Source organism: Paraburkholderia sp. GV068 (assembly GCF_003058125.1).
Lineage (GTDB): Bacteria > Pseudomonadota > Gammaproteobacteria > Burkholderiales > Burkholderiaceae > Paraburkholderia > Paraburkholderia graminis.
In genome coordinates, this window is record NZ_QBUB01000005.1 from 127772 (window position 1) to 143342 (window position 15571).

General features: G+C 63.9%; 14 protein-coding genes. 2 read left to right on the plus strand and 12 right to left on the minus strand.

Annotated features, from left to right (window positions below):
- Positions 1–102 precede the first annotated feature (102 nt).
- The gene (locus C8K18_RS12735) at positions 103–729 is read left to right on the plus strand and encodes a DUF47 domain-containing protein (RefSeq protein WP_006048828.1); all 627 of its coding nucleotides are present in this window, start codon (positions 103–105) and stop codon (positions 727–729) included.
- Entirely contained in the window at positions 729–1739 is a 1011-nt protein-coding gene (locus tag C8K18_RS12740; protein WP_006048829.1) for an inorganic phosphate transporter, read from the plus strand. The genes C8K18_RS12735 and C8K18_RS12740 overlap by 1 nt, the downstream gene beginning before the upstream one ends.
- Before the next feature lie 155 nt (positions 1740–1894).
- On the opposite strand, the gene C8K18_RS12745 is transcribed toward C8K18_RS12740, so the two are convergent.
- The 12 genes from C8K18_RS12745 to C8K18_RS12800 all read right to left on the minus strand — a co-directional run bounded on the left by C8K18_RS12745 (position 1895) and on the right by C8K18_RS12800 (position 15334).
- The gene (locus tag C8K18_RS12745; RefSeq protein ID WP_006048830.1) at positions 1895–2701 is read right to left on the minus strand and encodes an SDR family oxidoreductase; all 807 of its coding nucleotides are present in this window, start codon (positions 2699–2701) and stop codon (positions 1895–1897) included.
- Positions 2702–2975: 274 nt separating this feature from the next.
- Positions 2976–4241, minus strand: coding sequence for a C40 family peptidase (locus tag C8K18_RS12750; RefSeq protein ID WP_107707679.1), 1266 nt, complete (start codon positions 4239–4241; stop codon positions 2976–2978).
- A 213-nt stretch (positions 4242–4454) separates the two neighbouring features.
- On the minus strand, positions 4455–6329 hold the full coding sequence (locus C8K18_RS12755) for a PhoH family protein (RefSeq protein ID WP_107707680.1): 1875 nt from the start codon (positions 6327–6329) through the stop codon (positions 4455–4457).
- A gap of 361 nt (positions 6330–6690) precedes the next feature.
- Entirely contained in the window at positions 6691–7152 is a 462-nt protein-coding gene (locus C8K18_RS12760) for a peroxiredoxin (RefSeq protein ID WP_107707681.1), read from the minus strand.
- Between the two features lie 198 nt (positions 7153–7350).
- A complete protein-coding gene (locus C8K18_RS12765) occupies positions 7351–8244 on the minus strand; it encodes a polysaccharide deacetylase family protein (protein WP_107707682.1) in 894 nt (297 codons plus the stop codon).
- 10 nt (positions 8245–8254) lie between these two features.
- Complete coding sequence (locus C8K18_RS12770) at positions 8255–9301, minus strand: bifunctional UDP-4-keto-pentose/UDP-xylose synthase (protein WP_006048835.1); 1047 nt, start codon at positions 9299–9301, stop codon at positions 8255–8257.
- On the minus strand, positions 9298–10233 hold the full coding sequence (locus C8K18_RS12775; RefSeq protein WP_006048836.1) for a formyltransferase: 936 nt from the start codon (positions 10231–10233) through the stop codon (positions 9298–9300). Before C8K18_RS12775 ends, C8K18_RS12770 begins: the two co-directional genes overlap by 4 nt.
- On the minus strand, positions 10230–11300 hold the full coding sequence (locus tag C8K18_RS12780) for a glycosyltransferase (protein WP_053858011.1): 1071 nt from the start codon (positions 11298–11300) through the stop codon (positions 10230–10232). Before C8K18_RS12780 ends, C8K18_RS12775 begins: the two co-directional genes overlap by 4 nt.
- 6 nt (positions 11301–11306) lie before the next feature.
- The gene (locus tag C8K18_RS12785; RefSeq protein WP_107707683.1) at positions 11307–12467 is read right to left on the minus strand and encodes a DegT/DnrJ/EryC1/StrS aminotransferase family protein; all 1161 of its coding nucleotides are present in this window, start codon (positions 12465–12467) and stop codon (positions 11307–11309) included.
- A 210-nt stretch (positions 12468–12677) separates the two neighbouring features.
- Entirely contained in the window at positions 12678–13049 is a 372-nt protein-coding gene (locus C8K18_RS12790) for an SMR family transporter (protein WP_006048839.1), read from the minus strand.
- Positions 13050–13074: 25 nt separating this feature from the next.
- Positions 13075–14796, minus strand: a complete 1722-nt coding sequence (locus tag C8K18_RS12795; RefSeq protein WP_107707684.1) for a glycosyltransferase family 39 protein — start codon at positions 14794–14796, stop codon at positions 13075–13077.
- A gap of 163 nt (positions 14797–14959) precedes the next feature.
- Positions 14960–15334, minus strand: coding sequence for an Mth938-like domain-containing protein (locus tag C8K18_RS12800; RefSeq protein ID WP_107707685.1), 375 nt, complete (start codon positions 15332–15334; stop codon positions 14960–14962).
- Positions 15335–15571 lie beyond the last annotated feature (237 nt).

Here is a 15571-nt window from a genome sequence, read left to right on the forward strand (position 1 = left end):
GCGCTGTTGTAACCGCGCTTTGCAAAGTGCGACATCGATCCTGCAACGGTACAATATGGCGGTTTTATGTCAGCCATTATGTGACCAATTTTCGGGATCCCAATGTTCGGTCGATTCATGCCCACCGAGGGCAAGTTTTTTGATATTTTCAACGCGCATGCAGAGTGCATCGTCTCGGCGAGCCGCGAACTCGAACTGCTGATCGACAATCTGCAGGACGCGGAAACCCACAAGCAAAACGTGCAAAAGGCCGAAAAGGCTGCCGACAAGCTCACGCACGAAACCATCGACCTGCTGCACAAGACGTTCATCACGCCGCTCGACCGCGACGAAATCCACAAGCTCATCACCACGATGGACGACATCCTCGATCTGATGGAAGACGTCGCCACCGCTATTTCCCTTTACGACGTGCAGTCCGTCACCTCCGAGGCGAGCCAGCTCGCGCACATCTGCACGGCGACGTCCGAGCGCGTGCAGTTCGCGGTGAGACTGTTGTCGGACATGAAGCAGGCAAGCCAGATTCTGAAGGCGTGCGAGGAAATCGACCGGCTCGAATCCGAAGCGGACCGCGTGCTGCGCGCGGCCATGTCGAAACTCTTTCGCGAAGAGGACAACGTCAAGACGCTTATCAAGCTGAAGGCGATTTACGAATTGCTCGAAACGATCACCGACAAGTGTGAAGACGTAGCGAACATCATTGAAGGCATCGTGCTGGAAAACGCATAATGCAATCGATACAACTCGCTATCTGGGTGGTCGCCGCCCTGGTCGCCGTCGCGCTGATTTTCGACTTCATGAACGGCTTTCACGACGCGGCGAATTCGATCGCCACCGTCGTGTCGACCGGCGTGCTGAAGCCGCAGCAGGCGGTCGCGTTCGCCGCGGCGTTCAACGTCATCGCGTATTTCGTGTTCCACCTGAAAGTCGCCGCGACGGTCGGCAAGGGCACGATCGACCCGGCCATCGTCGATCACTACGTGATTTTCGGCGCGCTCGTCGGCGCGATCGGGTGGAACGTCATCACGTGGCACTACGGCATTCCGTCGAGTTCGTCGCACGCGCTGATCGGCGGGCTCGTGGGCTCGGCGCTCGCCAAGTCCGGCTGGGGCTCGCTGAATTTCGACGGGCTCATGAAGACCGTGACGTTTATTCTCGTCTCGCCGCTGCTCGGCTTCGTGCTCGGCTCGTTCTTCATGCTGGCCGTGTCGTGGATCTATTTCCGCACGCCACCCAGCAAGGTCGACCGGCGCTTCCGCCGCCTGCAACTGGTATCCGCCGGTTTGTACAGTCTTGGGCACGGCGGCAATGACGCGCAAAAAACCATCGGCATTATCTGGATGCTGCTGATCGCGACGGGCTATGCGTCGTCGCTCGCCGATGCGCCGCCGTTGTGGGTGATCGGCGGCTGCTATCTGTCGATGGGTGTTGGAACGTTGTTCGGCGGCTGGCGAATCGTCCGCACCATGGGGCAGAAGATCACGAAGCTGAAGCCGGTTGGCGGTTTTTGCGCGGAATCGGGCGGGGCGATTACTCTGTTCACCGCCTCGTGGCTCGGTATTCCGGTGTCCACCACGCATACGATCACCGGCGCGATCGTCGGCGTCGGCGCGACGCAGAAGCTGAGCGCGGTGCGCTGGGGCGTGGCCGGCAACATCGTGTGGGCCTGGATTCTGACGATCCCGGCTTCGGCGGCGCTCGCCGCCGTCGCATGGTGGCTCGGCCACCATTTCCTGTAAGTTTCACGGCCTGCCGGCGGGGGACGCTGTGGTCGTCCGCCCGGTAGGCGTAACACGGTAGGCGTAACACAGCGTGGCAGCGGTGCAGGTCAACGGCTCTACCGCCGCGGGCGGATGAACGGGCCAAGCCCAACGCCCAGGCTCAACGCCTCACCTCATATCAACGGCGCGCTCGCGCCATCCATCGGCACGATCGCGCCCGTCACATAACTCGCGCGGCGGCTCGCCAGAAATAGCGCGACGTCCGCGATTTCCTCCGGTTTTGCATAGCGCCCGAGCGGCACCTTCGCCTGTCCGCGCGCCAGCGCCTCCGCGCTCCCGATGCCTTGCTGCGTCGCTTCCAACTGGACTGCTTCCTCGACGCGCTCGGTCAGCGTCGCGCCCGGATTGATCGCGTTGATCCGGATGCCGTAACGCGCGTAGTAGTGGGCGAGGCCGACCGTGGCGAGCATCAGCGCGGCATTTGCGGCGCCGCCGGCAATATGGATGTCGCTCGCGATCTTGCCGCCCATGCCGATGATATTCACGATCGTCCCCGGGTCGCCGCCATCGCCTCTTTTCGCGCGCTCCGCCATCCGGCGCAGCACTTCCTGTTGCGGGTAGATGTACGGGAAATACTTGGCTTCCATCGTGGCGCGAAACGCGTCCGCATCGAGCGTTTCGGGGTCGTAGCGGCGCGCCGCGCCGGCGCTGTTGACCAGCACATCGATCGGGCCGACGGCGGTAGTCACTTCCTCGACGATGTCCGCGGCGCTGTGCGGTTCGTGCAGATCGGCGCGCGTGCGATGCACGTGCAAGCCTTCCTGTTTCAGCTGCTCGTAGGCGCGCGCCAGGTTGGCGGGATCGCGCGAAACGATCGCGACCTTCGCACCTTCGATCGCGAACGCGCGGGCACACGCAAAGCCAATGCCCTTGCTGCCACCCGTGATCAAGACCACTTTTTCTTTCAGCCCGAGATCCATTGTCGTCACCCGCTTCGGAAGAATACCGATGACGATAGCAGATCGGCGGCGTCCGCGTGCTGACCGAGCCAGGCTGCGCGCGGTGTTTCTGGACGTGCCGATCGGACGAATCCGATTCATCGCTGGGACAATGTGTGCGCGTTTAGTTCGCGTATTTATCAGCATTGCGAAGCAGATTGACCGCATTGCAGATGGCGGATGCTTTGTGCTCCAGGCAACTAACCAGCATGTATAAGGGCGCGCGCGTTGGCGCGTGCTGGGGTCGCCGCTTTCGCTAGAACTTGCCGTTGGCGAAACGGGCGATCGGGTCGTCGTTGGTCTGCGAAGGAGCGGGTGTGGGTCGCGAGGCCGTCGAGGCGCGCATGATTTGCACGGCGCCGTCATCCGCCTGTGCTTCACCTGCGCGCTGGGCTTGCCCCGTTTGTTCAGTCTGCTGTGCGAGGCGCGCCTGGCGGGCGGCGATCGAAGCCGGTGGCGGCGGTTCGAAAGCGTCGGCGGCTGCATCGATGGCGTCCGGTGTAGCGGCGTTTGCCGTCTGCGGCATCGCGCGCGCTGTGGCTGTCGATTGCGCTTGAACGGGCGTTCCACTGCTGCCGCTGTCGCTGCCATAGCCGCTTGCCCGCGTCGACGCGACCGGCGTCGGCGAGACGGCGCCGGCCGCGCGGGCCTGCAATTGCGCTGCGGTCATCGCGGGCGGCGGCGGCTCGAACGGATCGGCTTGCGGCGCGCGGGTCGCTGCCGTTGAGACCGTCGAGAGCGCGGCCGAATCGCCAGTCGCGTTCGATGTCACTCGCGGTTGTCCGGTAACCCGAGCCGTGGTGGTTTGCGAAAGTCCAGCATCGGCGGCGTAGTCCGAACCCGTCTTCGCCGTCACAGACGGCGTATTCGCGGCGCTCGCGCGGGCACCGCCTTGATCGCTGCCGTAGCCAGTCGCAGCGGAGCGCTCAGGCTGCGGCGCCGCAGCCTGATAGCTCGGCGCGTCGAACGGCGCCGGCTTGGCGGCCGGTCCGGCCATACGGCGGATGCCGTCGAAGCGCTTTGCCCAGTACGGATTGGTCAGGTAGTCGAGCCGCACCGTGCCGCCCGTCGACGGCGCATTCACGAAGCGCAGCTTGCCCACGTAGATGCCCACATGCGAGTGCGGGCGCCCAGTCGTGTTGAAGAAGATCAGATCGCCCGGCGCTATCTCGTCGGGTTCGACCGATTCGCCGCGTCCGCTCATATCCGCGGTCGTGCGCGGCAAATTCACCGAAGCCGCGCGCGCGACCACGTAGCGAACCAGGCCGCTGCAATCGAAGCCGCTATCGGGCGTGTTGCCGCCCCAGCGGTAGGGCACGCCGACGAGGCTCATCGCCTGAATGGAGATTTCCTCGCGGCCGATGCTGTGGTCCACGAAGTTCGGAAAGCCCGGCGGCGGCGGCCGATACGCCCCGTTTGCGACGACGACGGAGCTTCCCGCGCGCGACGACGTCTTCTGCGGCGCGCCGGCACACGCGGCGAGCAGCACGACGGTCAGTAGCGAGAGGGCGAGTCGGCGCATGAAAGGGAAGGCGGTAAACGCTCGTTTAAAGGCGGACGATGTCCGGATGGTAGCCGGTGAAACGCGCAACCGGCAAGAATTCTTGACAAATTACTTGAAGTTCACACGCTAAGTGTTGCCTGCCAAAGACGCCGCAGCCATAAAAAAACCGCGCCCCGGGAAAGCGGGGCGCGGCTTGAGCGGTAACCGGCCTGACGGCCAGCCGGTTGATCTTTAAAGGATTTCCGATGCGTAGTCGGCGAGGCGCGAACGCTCGCCGCGCGCCAGCGTCACGTGCCCGCTGTGCGCCCAACCCTTGAAACGGTCGACCACGTACGTCAGACCCGAACTGCCTTCCGTCAGATAAGGCGTGTCGATCTGCGCGATATTGCCGAGGCAAATGATCTTCGTGCCCGGCCCGGCGCGCGTGACCAGCGTCTTCATCTGCTTGGGTGTCAGGTTTTGCGCCTCGTCGATGATCAGATACTTGTCCACGAACGTCCGGCCACGCATGAAGTTCATGCTCTTGATCTTCAGGCGCGAACGGATCAGTTCCTGGGTCGCGGCGCGGCCCCATTCGCCCGCGGCGTCGTCGGTTTTCTGCAGCACTTCGAGGTTGTCGTCGAATGCACCCATCCACGGCTGCATCTTTTCCTCTTCAGTGCCGGGCAGGAAGCCGATGTCCTCGCCGACGGGCACGGTCGCGCGCGTCACGATGATCTCGTTGTAGCGCTTGTCGTCGAGCACCTGCGCGAGCCCCGCTGCGAGCGCCACCAGCGTCTTGCCGGTGCCGGCCTGGCCGAGCAGCGTGACGAAGTCGATCTCCGGATTCATCAACAGGTTCAGCGCGAAATTCTGCTCGCGGTTGCGCGCGGTGATGCCCCACACGTTGTTCTTGTGATGGCCGTAGTCGCGCAGCGTTTGCAGCAGCGCCGTCTTGCCGTTGAGCTCGCGAACGAGCGCATGGAACGCCGGCTCGCCGTTCTGCGGCTCGAGATACACGAACTCGTTGACGAGCATCGACGGACACAGCGGCCCGGTCACGCGGTAATACGTGGTGCCGGTCTTGGTGTCCTGCCAGCTCTCCATGCCCTTCGCATGGCGGGTCCAGAAGTCCTGCGGCAGCGCGCGGATGCCCGAATACAGCAGATCGCTGTCCTCGAGCACCTGGTCGTTGAAGTAGTCTTCAGCGGGCAAGCCGAGCGCATGCGCCTTGATGCGCATGTTGATGTCTTTCGACACCAGCACGACCTGGCGATCCGACCGGTCGCGCTGCAACGCGCGCACCACGCCGAGAATCTGATTGTCGGCCTTGCCTTCCGGCAAGCCCTCGACCGGTTCGATCGCCGTCAGCTTCGTCTGGAAGTAGAGGCGCCCGGAAGCCTCGCGGCTGCCGAGCCGCGCGAGCGAAATGCCGTCGGACATGTTGCCCGCGTTCGCCACCAGCGCGTCGAGCGTGCGGCTCACCTGACGGGCGTTGCGCGCGACTTCCGACATGCCTTTCTTGTGGTTGTCGAGTTCCTCCAACGTCATCATCGGCAGATAGACGTCGTGCTCCTCGAAACGGAACAGGCAGCTTGGATCGTGCATCAGCACGTTGGTGTCGAGCACGAAGAGCTTTTGCATCTCGACCAACTGTGCGTCCGTGCCGCGTTTTTTGCTCGTGCCGCGCGCGGTTGGCGCGACAGTGGGCGCGCTGGCGGCGGGTTGCTTCGCGCCTGGCTTGCGCGCGATGGCCGGCTGCGGTTCGGCGGACGGCTCGACAGCGGGCTCGGCCTGCGGACGCGCTGCGGGAACCGGCTGCAGCAGCGCGGCGGTTTGCCGGGTCTTGCGCCCGGAGCCCGACGCGCCGCGTGACTGCGCGGCCTCGCCTGCGGCGGACGCGGTGGCGGCAGCCGACGATGCCGGCACCGGCCGCAAGGTGGTCGCGGCATTGGCGGCGTGCGCCATGGGCGTGGCGACATTCGCGCGGCCGTAGTCGGCCGGCTCCGCGGATTCTCCCTCGGCCTGTTTCTTCGCGGCGGAGCGCGCCGGCGTGGCGGCCTTGGCCTTGTATTCGTCAGGGGGCAGGAGATTGCCGAGCTTGCTCGGGGGGGTAGGCAAAGGCATGGTTTCCCTCGAAATTATCGGGTCGCATATCGTGCGCCGCCTGTCGCATTCTGCCGGTGCCGATGTTGCGCACGCAGTTTGCGCCCGGAGGCGCGCATTCGGTCTAGAGATGCCGGTTCGCCTGGTCTTCGATCGGCTCCTTAACGGAAACGCGTGGCCGAATGAACGAACGGCTGCGCGCAATTAAAAAAGCCGCCGCCCCGTCGTACGGGGCAAGCGGCTCGCCTACGGTGTTCGCGTTGCGCCTGACGACTCCGCCAGTCCCGATGAGGGCGACGACGGCGATATGACCGTCAAGTCTTGCGCAGCGACGAAAAATTTGGGGTGGACAGGCACTCATTGCAACCCAATATAACGCGCCTCAAAGCGCTTGTACAGCCTCCAGAATTTCGTCGACATGGCCCGGCACCTTCACGCCGCGCCACTCCTGCTGCAGCACGCCGTCAGCGTCGATGAGGAACGTGGAGCGCTCGATTCCCCGCACTTCTTTGCCATACATTTTCTTCATTTTGATGACGCCGAAGAGCGCGCACAGTTTTTCTTCGGGGTCCGAGATCAAGGGGAAGGGCAATTCGAGCTTCGCCTTGAAATTGTCATGCGAGCGCAGGCTGTCGCGCGAGACGCCCAGAATTTCGGCGCCGGCTTTCTTGAACTTCGGATACAGATCGCGAAACTGCAGACCTTCGGTCGTGCAGCCCGGCGTGTTGTCCTTCGGATAAAAGTACAGCACCACCTTCTTACCCCGCAGGCCGGACAGCGTGATCTCGCCTCCGGTAGCGGCAGCGGTGAAGTCGGGGATGGGTTTATCGACTGCGATGGACACGAGGTTCTCCGGTTGTTATGGTCGGCGTGCGCGTTATGGCGGCGCGGGCCTGGCATCGAAACTTTTTGGGGGAGGGGCTACCGGTGCGCGCATAGTCTCGCGTGGCGGCTGGGCATAAGGGCAGTCTGCCGGCCTTAATCGAACAGCAACCGGATGGCAACGAAGGCTGCGTCGACTGGAAGCGCGCCGACCGACCCGTCACGGCTGGACGATCAACTCGCCGGAGCGCCCTGGAATTTCGCCCCACGTAACAGGGTACGATGGCAGCGCGCCGCGGTCCAGCGCCGCGTAATAGTCGCCCATGGTCGCAAACGTATGGCCTTGCGCGCGCCAGCCGTTCAGCAACTGTTCGAAGATCGGCGCGAGCTTTTGCCCTTCGAGTTCCGCGTGCAGCGTGAAGACCTGATCGTGCGGATTGTTTTCCGTGTGCTTCAGCATGAACGCGGCCACGTTGTGTTCGTCGACGCCGTTCACGCCGAGCACTTCGTCGAGCGTGGGCAACGTGGTCGGCATCTGCACATGCGCAAGCGTCTTGCCGTCGACGACCGGCAGATACGGCGAATGCCCGCGGCCGTCGGACGCGTAGTGCATGCCCCACGCGTCGATCTGCTCGAACGCGTGGCCGTTCATCTGCCAGCCGGCTGCGCCATGCGTGAGCGGCGGCGCGCCGAAAATATCGACGAAACGATCATGGCTTTGCTGCATTTGCGCCGCGGTCCATCCGCGATCTTTCGAGCGCACGTTGTCCTGCCAATAGACGTGGTCCCACGTGTGAATGCCGCATTCGAAACCGGCTTCGTGAATCGCGCGCATCTCCGCCGACGCCTTCACGCCGATATCCGGCCCCGGCAGCAGCACGCCGTACATCAGTTGCCTGATGCCGTAGTGCTCGACCACCGACGTGCGCGACACCTTCTTCAGAAAGCCCGGCCGCAGCACGCGGCGCATCGCCCAACCGGTGTGGTCGGGCCCGAGGCTAAAGAGGAAGGTGGCGCGCGCCTTGAAGCGATCGAAAATACGCGCGAGGTTCGGCACGCCTTCGCGTGTGCCGCGCAGCGTGTCGACGTCGATCTTCAGGACGATACGGGCCAAGGATCAGCCCTTATTGCTGTTCGACGAGCGCGCGTGCTTCGGCGACGTGGCCGCGATACGCTTCGAAAATCTTGCGCAGCGCTTCGTCGAAGGTCGACTTCGGCGCCCAGCCGAGTTCCTGCATCGTGTTGTCGATCTTCGGCACGCGGTTTTGCACGTCCTGATAGCCCGCGCCGTAGTACGCGCCCGACGACGTCTCGACCAGTTGCACTTTTTTCGCGGTCTCTGCGTACTCAGGGAATTCCGCGGCCAACGTCAGCATCTTGTGCGCGAGTTCGCGCACCGAGAAGTTGTTGGTCGGATTGCCGATGTTGTAGATCTTGCCCGTCGCGACGCCGTTCTTGTTGTCGATGATCTTCATCAGCGCGCCGATGCCGTCGTCGATATCCGTGAACGCGCGTTTTTGCGCGCCGCCGTCGACGAGGCTGATGTTCTCGCCGCGCACGATGTGGCCGAGGAACTGCGTGACCACGCGCGAGCTGCCTTCCTTCGGCGTGTAGATCGAGTCGAGGCCCGGGCCGATCCAGTTGAACGGACGGAACAGCGTGAAGTTCAGGCCCTCCATGCCGTAGCCCCAGATCACGCGGTCCATCAACTGCTTCGAGCACGCGTAGATCCAGCGCGGCTTGTTGATCGGGCCGTACGACAGTTGCGATTCTTCCGGATCGAACTGCTCGTCCGTGCACATGCCGTAGACCTCGGACGTCGACGGAAACACGAGGTGCTTGCCGTACTTGACCGCCGAACGCACGATGGGCAGGTTCGCCTCGAAGTCGAGTTCGAACACGCGCAGCGGCTGCTTCACGTAAGTGGCGGGCGTCGCGATCGCGACCAGCGGCAGAATCACATCGCACTTCTTGACGTGATATTCGACCCACTCCTTGTTGATCGTGATGTCGCCTTCGAAGAAGTGCATCCGCTCATGATTGATGAGATCGCCCAGACGTTCGGTCTGCATGTCCATCCCGAAGACTTCCCAATCGGTCGTTTCGAGAATGCGTTTGGACAGGTGATGGCCGATAAAGCCGTTCACACCCAGGATCAGGACTTTCTTCATAAAGGTCGGGGAGTTTGAATGAGCTGGGCGAATTCGGCCGGAGTGACGACAGTTTCGGTGCCGTCGTGCTGATGCCGCAATTCGTGGATGGCGATCGCGCGACCGTCGCCGCATATCGCGAAAACGGCATTATCGCTTACGTGCAGGCCCGGCGGCAAATCCGGGCGAAGCGCGCCGGGTGTCGCGAGGCGTGCGCGCGCAACAACAAAACGCCGGCCGCCGACGTCGGTAAACGCGCCGGGATAGGGCGGCGCGACCGCGCGAATCAGGTTGTAGACCTGTTGCGCCGGCTGGCTCCAGTCGATGCGGCCGTCTTCCGGCTTGCGCCCGCCGTAGTAGCTGCCGTGCGACAGATCGTTCGGCAGATGCGGCGCCTCGCCCGCCAGCAGCGCCGGCAGCACGCGCCACAGCGTCTGCTCGGCGGCCACGGTGACCTTGTCGAACACTTGCGCGGCGGTGTCGTCGGGCAGGATCGGCACCGGCGTTTGCGCGACGATCGCGCCCGCGTCCGGCTTGGCGGCCATTTCGTGCAGCGTCGCGCCGGTTTCGGTTTCGCCGTGCAGCACCGCCCAGTTGGTCGGCACGCGGCCGCGGTACTTTGGCAGCAGCGAGCCGTGCATGTTGTAGGCGCCGCGCGCGGCGAGCGCGAGCACGTCGACCGGCAACATATGGCGGTAGTAGAACGAGAAGATAAAGTCCGGCCGCGCCGCGCTCACCGCCGCGCGCAGTTCCGGGCTTTTCGGATCGGCGGGCGTCACGACGGGAATGCCGTGCTCGGCCGCCACGCTCGCGACGCTGCCAAACCAGATGTTCTCGGTCGGACTGTCTTCGTGAGTGACGACGAGCGCCACGTCCACGCCGCGCGCGAGCAGCACCTGCAGGCAGCGCACGCCGACGTTGTGATACGCGAATACGACGGCGCGCGGTTTCATCGGTTCGGGCCCTGGTCGCGGTGATCGCGCTGGTCGCGCTGGTCGACAATCGGCGCCGGTTGAACAGCCTGCACGACGGTTTGACGCGGCATGTCGGCCACCGCCGTGCCGTTGCGCTCTTCGAGAATGGTCTGCACCAGATAACGCGGACGCGCGCGCACCTGCTGATAAATCCGCCCGATGTACTCGCCGAGCAGCCCGAGCGCGAAGATGATCACGCCGAGCAGGAAGAACGTAATGGCGAACAGCGTGAACACGCCCTGAACTTCCGCGCCGATGATGAAGCGGCGAATCAGCAGCAGCACGAACAGCGCCGCGGAGCCGAGCGACAGGATGACGCCGATGAACGACAGCCACTGCAGCGGCACGACCGAGAAGCCGGTCACGAGGTCGAAATTCAGGCGGATCAGCGAATACAGCGAGTACTTGGATTCGCCCGCGAAGCGCTCTTCGTGCGCCACTTCGATCTCGACCGGATTCTGCGCGAAGGTGTACGCGAGCGCCGGAATGAACGTGTTGATTTCGCCGCAGCGATTGATCGTGTCGATGATGTGCCGGCTGTACGCGCGCAGCATGCAGCCCTGGTCGGTCATCTTGATGCGCGTGATGCGCTCGCGCAGACGGTTCATCGCGCGCGAAGCCTTGCGGCGCCACAAGCTGTCCTGGCGTTGCAGGCGAATCGTGCCGACGTAGTCGAAGCCTTCGCGCATCTTCGAGACGAGCTTGCCGATTTCTTCCGGCGGATTTTGCAGATCGGCGTCGAGCGTGATGACGATCTCGCCGCGCGACTGCTCGAAGCCCGCGAGAATCGCCATGTGCTGCCCGTAGTTGCCGTTCAGCAGGATCACGCGGGTCGTGTCGGGGCGCGCGCGGAACTGCTCGGCGAGCAGCGCGGGGGATTTGTCGCGGCTGCCGTCGTTGATGAAGATCACTTCATACGACGTGCCGAGCGCGTCGAGCGCCGGATAGAGCCGCGCGAAGAGCGCGCCCAGCCCGGCTTCCTCGTTGTACACCGGAATGATGATCGACACTTCCGGTGTGACGGCGCGTTGTTCCGTATAAATCATTTCCGCTTATTTTCCGTATTGTTCGCAAATTTCATTGACTGCGCGGCAGACGCGCTGCACGTCGCCTTCGTTCATCAGCGTGAAGAGCGGTAGGGTGACGTTCGTCGCGCCGAAACGCTCGGCGTGCGGGAACATGCCTTCCGTAAAGCCGCGCGCGCGATACAGCGTGAACAGGTGAATCGCAGGATAGTGCACGCCGGAGCCGATGCCGCGGTCTTTCAATTGACTCATGAAACCCGCGCGGTCGATGGAAAGCTTGTCGAGCGGCAGCGTGATCTGGAACATGTGCCAGTTGCTGTTCTCGAAGTCGGCGAACGGCAGGCCGACGCCGAGCTTCTGCGCCGCGCCGCCCTCGAAGCCGGCGAAATACGCGCGCGCGAGTTTCCTGCGCTGCGCGAGAAAGCGTTCCAGATGCGGCAATTGACCGAGGCCGACGCGCGCGGCGACGTCCGTCAGGTTGTACTTGCCACCGAGCACGTCGCAGTCCATGCCGTCGAAACCCGTGCGCGTGATGCCTTGCAGGCGGTACTTTTGCGCGAGCACGGCTTCGTCCTCATTGTTCAGCACGAGCGCGCCGCCTTCGATCGACGTGAGGTTCTTGTTCGCGTGAAAGCTGAACGAGACCATGTCGCCGATCGCGCCGATGCGCTTGCCGTTCCATGTCGAGCCGAACGCCTGCGCGGCGTCTTCGACCACGCGCAGCTTGTGCGCGCGAGCGATCGCGTACAGGCGGTCCATGTCGACGGGCAGGCCGGACAGATAGACGGGGATCAGCGCCTTGGTGCGCGGCGTGATCGCCTGCTCGAGCTTGTCGAGGTCGATGTTGCGCGTGACCGGGTCGATGTCGGCGAATACCGGCGTCGCGCCGACTTCGTAGATCACGTTGCTCGTCGACACCCACGAGGCAGGCGTCGTGATCACTTCGTCGCCTTCGCCGACGTCTGCAATGCGCAGACCGATTTCCAGCGTCGCCGTGCCGGAATTGAACGTGCGCACCGGACGGCCGCCGCAGAATTCGGAGAGCGCCGCCTCGAATTTCTGGTTTTGCGGGCCCGTGGTGATCCAGCCGGAGCGCAGCACATCGGCTACGCCCTGAATCGTTTCTTCGTCGATTTCCGGTTTGACGAACGGCAGGAAGGGCAGAGACGCAACGGTTGACTGGGTCATGAATGCTTCGCTCGATCAATGAGGCCGGGGCCCGAACGGCGCTGTGGAAACACACTGCGCGCGATTCGAGGCCAAGGCCGAAAAAGGGTGCAACCGCGGAGCATACCGCGATGAACCTTACATTTTGCTTGGCCGGCATGGATGCCGGCTTACGCTGTCTTTACCCCGGCGTTTGCCGCGGCGTTTGCCACGGCGTTCTACGCGACGCGCCTAGCTGCGCGCAAGTATCACCACGCCGACCAGAATCACGCCGATGCCGACGAGCTTGTGCACCGACAGCACTTCGCCGAACAGATACCACGCGGCGAACGCATTGACGATGTAGCCGAGCGACAGCATCGGATACGCGATCGACACGTCCACGCGCGACAGCCCGACGATCCACACCACGACGCTGATCACATAGCACGCCAGCCCGCCGATGATCGGCGGCTGCGTCGCAAGTCGAAAGGCGATCGGCAGGATGTTCGCACGGGTGAATTCGAAGTGTCCAACGGCATTCGTACCGGCTTTGAGCAACAACTGCGCACCGGCGTTCAACGTGACGCCGGCAAGAATGCAAAAGAGGGAAATCGGATTCATCGAATGTTCAGGTCCTGATATGGGGTCACTGCTGCGGTTTTTCCAGCGCCGCGGCCGCCGCGCCCGCCGCGAGCGGCTTCATCACGACGACGCGGCGCGAATCGCGCGCGATGACCTGCATCGGCAGGCCCTGCTTGAGAAGCGTGTCGTAGGTGGACGGCGGAATGAGCGCGAGCGCGTAGCGGTCGGCCTTCCAGCGCTCGACCCATGCCTGCACCGAAGGCAGCCATTTCTGCGGTTCCACCGAAACGCCGAACGCCAGTTCGTCGGGATGCTCGACCATCGTCATCGTATGGCCGATGTAGAACGGCAGCGTGTGATCCAGCACGCCGACCGAGTAAAACGGCGTGTCGGCAGGCAGTTTCGCCATTTGCGCCTTGATCGCGGGCGCGAGCGGCGCGCCGGAACTGAGGCGGCCGAACACGTCGTGGCCCGTGCCGGCGATCGTGCCGAGCAGCAGCCATGCCGCGCCGAAACTGGCGATGGCGCCGAGACTGCTCGCGCGGCCACGGCGATTCAGCCACAGCGCGGCGAGCGTCAGCACGAAGGCAACGGCGAGCGCCGCGAGCACCCACGTGCGGTACTCGGCATACAGCTCGGCCGGATTGCGCGCGCTGCCGAAGCGCGGCAGGAACAGCGAGGCAAACGCGGCGACTACGAGAAACAGCACATAGCCGGTCAGATGGCGGCGCAACTGCTCGCGCGTGACGAGCGGCAGATACATGCCGATCAGCAGCGCGATGGCCGGCGCGATCGGCAGCGTGTACGACAGCAGCTTGGAGTGCGACGCGCTGAAGAACAGGAAGATGAAGCCGATCCAGACGAGCATCATCGTGACGGGCGCGAAGCCGTTCGGCTGACGCGGCAGACGCCACGCGTGACGCACGCTTTGCACCGTCACCGAAAGCCACGGCAGGAAACCGATAATCAGCACCGGCACAAAGTAATAGAACGCTCCGGGGCGGTTCTGCTCAGGCGTCAGATAGCGCTTGAACTGCTGGACGATGAAAAAGAAATTGAGGAATTCCGGATTGCGCTGCTGCACCAGCACGAACCACGGCGTGACGATCGCGAAGAACACGATCAGGCCGCCGATCAGATGCAGACGCTTCCACACCGCCCAGTCGCGCGCGATCAGCGTGTAAAGCACCAGCACCGCGCCCGGCAGAATCACGCCGACGAGACCCTTGGACAGCACCGCGAGCGCCATCGAGCCCCAGCACAGCCACATCCAGCCGCGCTCGCACGAAGTCTTGAGGTTGGGGCGCTGCGCGAGCAGCAACGCGCAAAGCGTGAGCTCCATCCAGAACGACAGGCCCATGTCGAGCGTGTTGAAGTGGCCCATCAGGTTCCAGTACGGCGAGGTCGCCAGCACGAGCGCGGCGAACACGCCGGTCGCCGCATTGAACACGCGCGCGCCGGTGTAGCCGATCAGCAGCACGCCGGCAAAGCCGGTCAGCGCCGTATAGAGCCGCGCCTGCCATTCGCCGATGCCGAACCACGCGAACGTCAGCGCGTTCGCCCAGGTTTGCAGCGGCGGCTTTTCGAAGTACTTGTAGCCGTTGTAGCGCGGCGTGATCCAGTCGCCGGTGACGAACATCTCGCGGGCCATTTCGGCGTAGCGGCCTTCGTCGCTCGGCAGCAGATGGCGCCAGCCGAGCGGCACGAACCAGATGACGGCAAGGGCGAGCACCAGCAGCAGGATGGCGGTGCGGTTGAGCGGTAGCCTCGACGGCGTATCGTTCATGGATTCAAACCTTTCTGGCGACGCCGCTCGCGCGGCGCCGCGTTGTTATTCGGAGATGGCGGCACGCAGCCGGCCTCGCGCGGATGGCGCGCAGTGTACGTGATCGGGCGTGACGCGGCGAGAGCGAGCCTGGGCGCGCGCGGGAGGCGCGTCGGCTGCCGCGCTAGCCTTCGATCAGCAGCGCGGCCGCAACCTTGCGGCCCTCGGCCATCAGAATGTTGTACGTGCGGCAGGCGGCCTTGAAGTCCATGGTTTCGACGCCGATGCGCCTCGCGGTGAGCGCCGCCGTCAGGCGCGGATGCGGAAAGCGCAGCCGCTCGCCGCTGCCGAATATCACGACCTCGGGCGCGGGCTCGACCAGCATCGCGAAGAGCTCGGCGCTCAACTGCTCGAAAGACGTAACCGGCCAGGGGATGACAGGCGCGTCCGGCAGCACGAGAAGGCTGCCCGCGTGACGCACCAGATTGATTTCGACATAGCCGGCGCCGTAACCGGTGACGGTATTGAGGGCGCCGCTGGAATCCTGATGTAATTTCAAATTCGTTTTCCGAAGTCGTCGCGAGACATCATGCGTGTTGAAGGCCTGATCGCGCGAGGCGCGAGCAGGGCGGTTCTACACGAGGTGGGACAGGAAAGGGCCCAAAAGGCTCCCGTTACGCCTGGTGCATTGCGGAAGTCGGCCAAAATCCGCTAAATTATAACTTTTTAGCCGCCTCGCGGCGCCCCTGCTCACGCGCCGTCACAAGTGGCGCTAAGGTTCGGGGTGCGACCCACC

Coding starts and splice junctions, on each gene's coding strand:
- C8K18_RS12735 (WP_006048828.1), top strand. CDS start 103: ATGTTCGGTCGATTCATGCCCACCGAGGGCAAGTTTTTTGATATTTTC.
- C8K18_RS12740 (WP_006048829.1), top strand. CDS start 729: ATGCAATCGATACAACTCGCTATCTGGGTGGTCGCCGCCCTGGTCGCC.
- C8K18_RS12745 (WP_006048830.1), bottom strand. CDS start 2,701: ATGGATCTCGGGCTGAAAGAAAAAGTGGTCTTGATCACGGGTGGCAGC.
- C8K18_RS12750 (WP_107707679.1), bottom strand. CDS start 4,241: ATGCGCCGACTCGCCCTCTCGCTACTGACCGTCGTGCTGCTCGCCGCG.
- C8K18_RS12755 (WP_107707680.1), bottom strand. CDS start 6,329: ATGCCTTTGCCTACCCCCCCGAGCAAGCTCGGCAATCTCCTGCCCCCT.
- C8K18_RS12770 (WP_006048835.1), bottom strand. CDS start 9,301: ATGAAGAAAGTCCTGATCCTGGGTGTGAACGGCTTTATCGGCCATCAC.
- C8K18_RS12775 (WP_006048836.1), bottom strand. CDS start 10,233: ATGAAACCGCGCGCCGTCGTATTCGCGTATCACAACGTCGGCGTGCGC.
- C8K18_RS12780 (WP_053858011.1), bottom strand. CDS start 11,300: ATGATTTATACGGAACAACGCGCCGTCACACCGGAAGTGTCGATCATC.
- C8K18_RS12785 (WP_107707683.1), bottom strand. CDS start 12,467: ATGACCCAGTCAACCGTTGCGTCTCTGCCCTTCCTGCCGTTCGTCAAA.
- C8K18_RS12790 (WP_006048839.1), bottom strand. CDS start 13,049: ATGAATCCGATTTCCCTCTTTTGCATTCTTGCCGGCGTCACGTTGAAC.
- C8K18_RS12795 (WP_107707684.1), bottom strand. CDS start 14,796: ATGAACGATACGCCGTCGAGGCTACCGCTCAACCGCACCGCCATCCTG.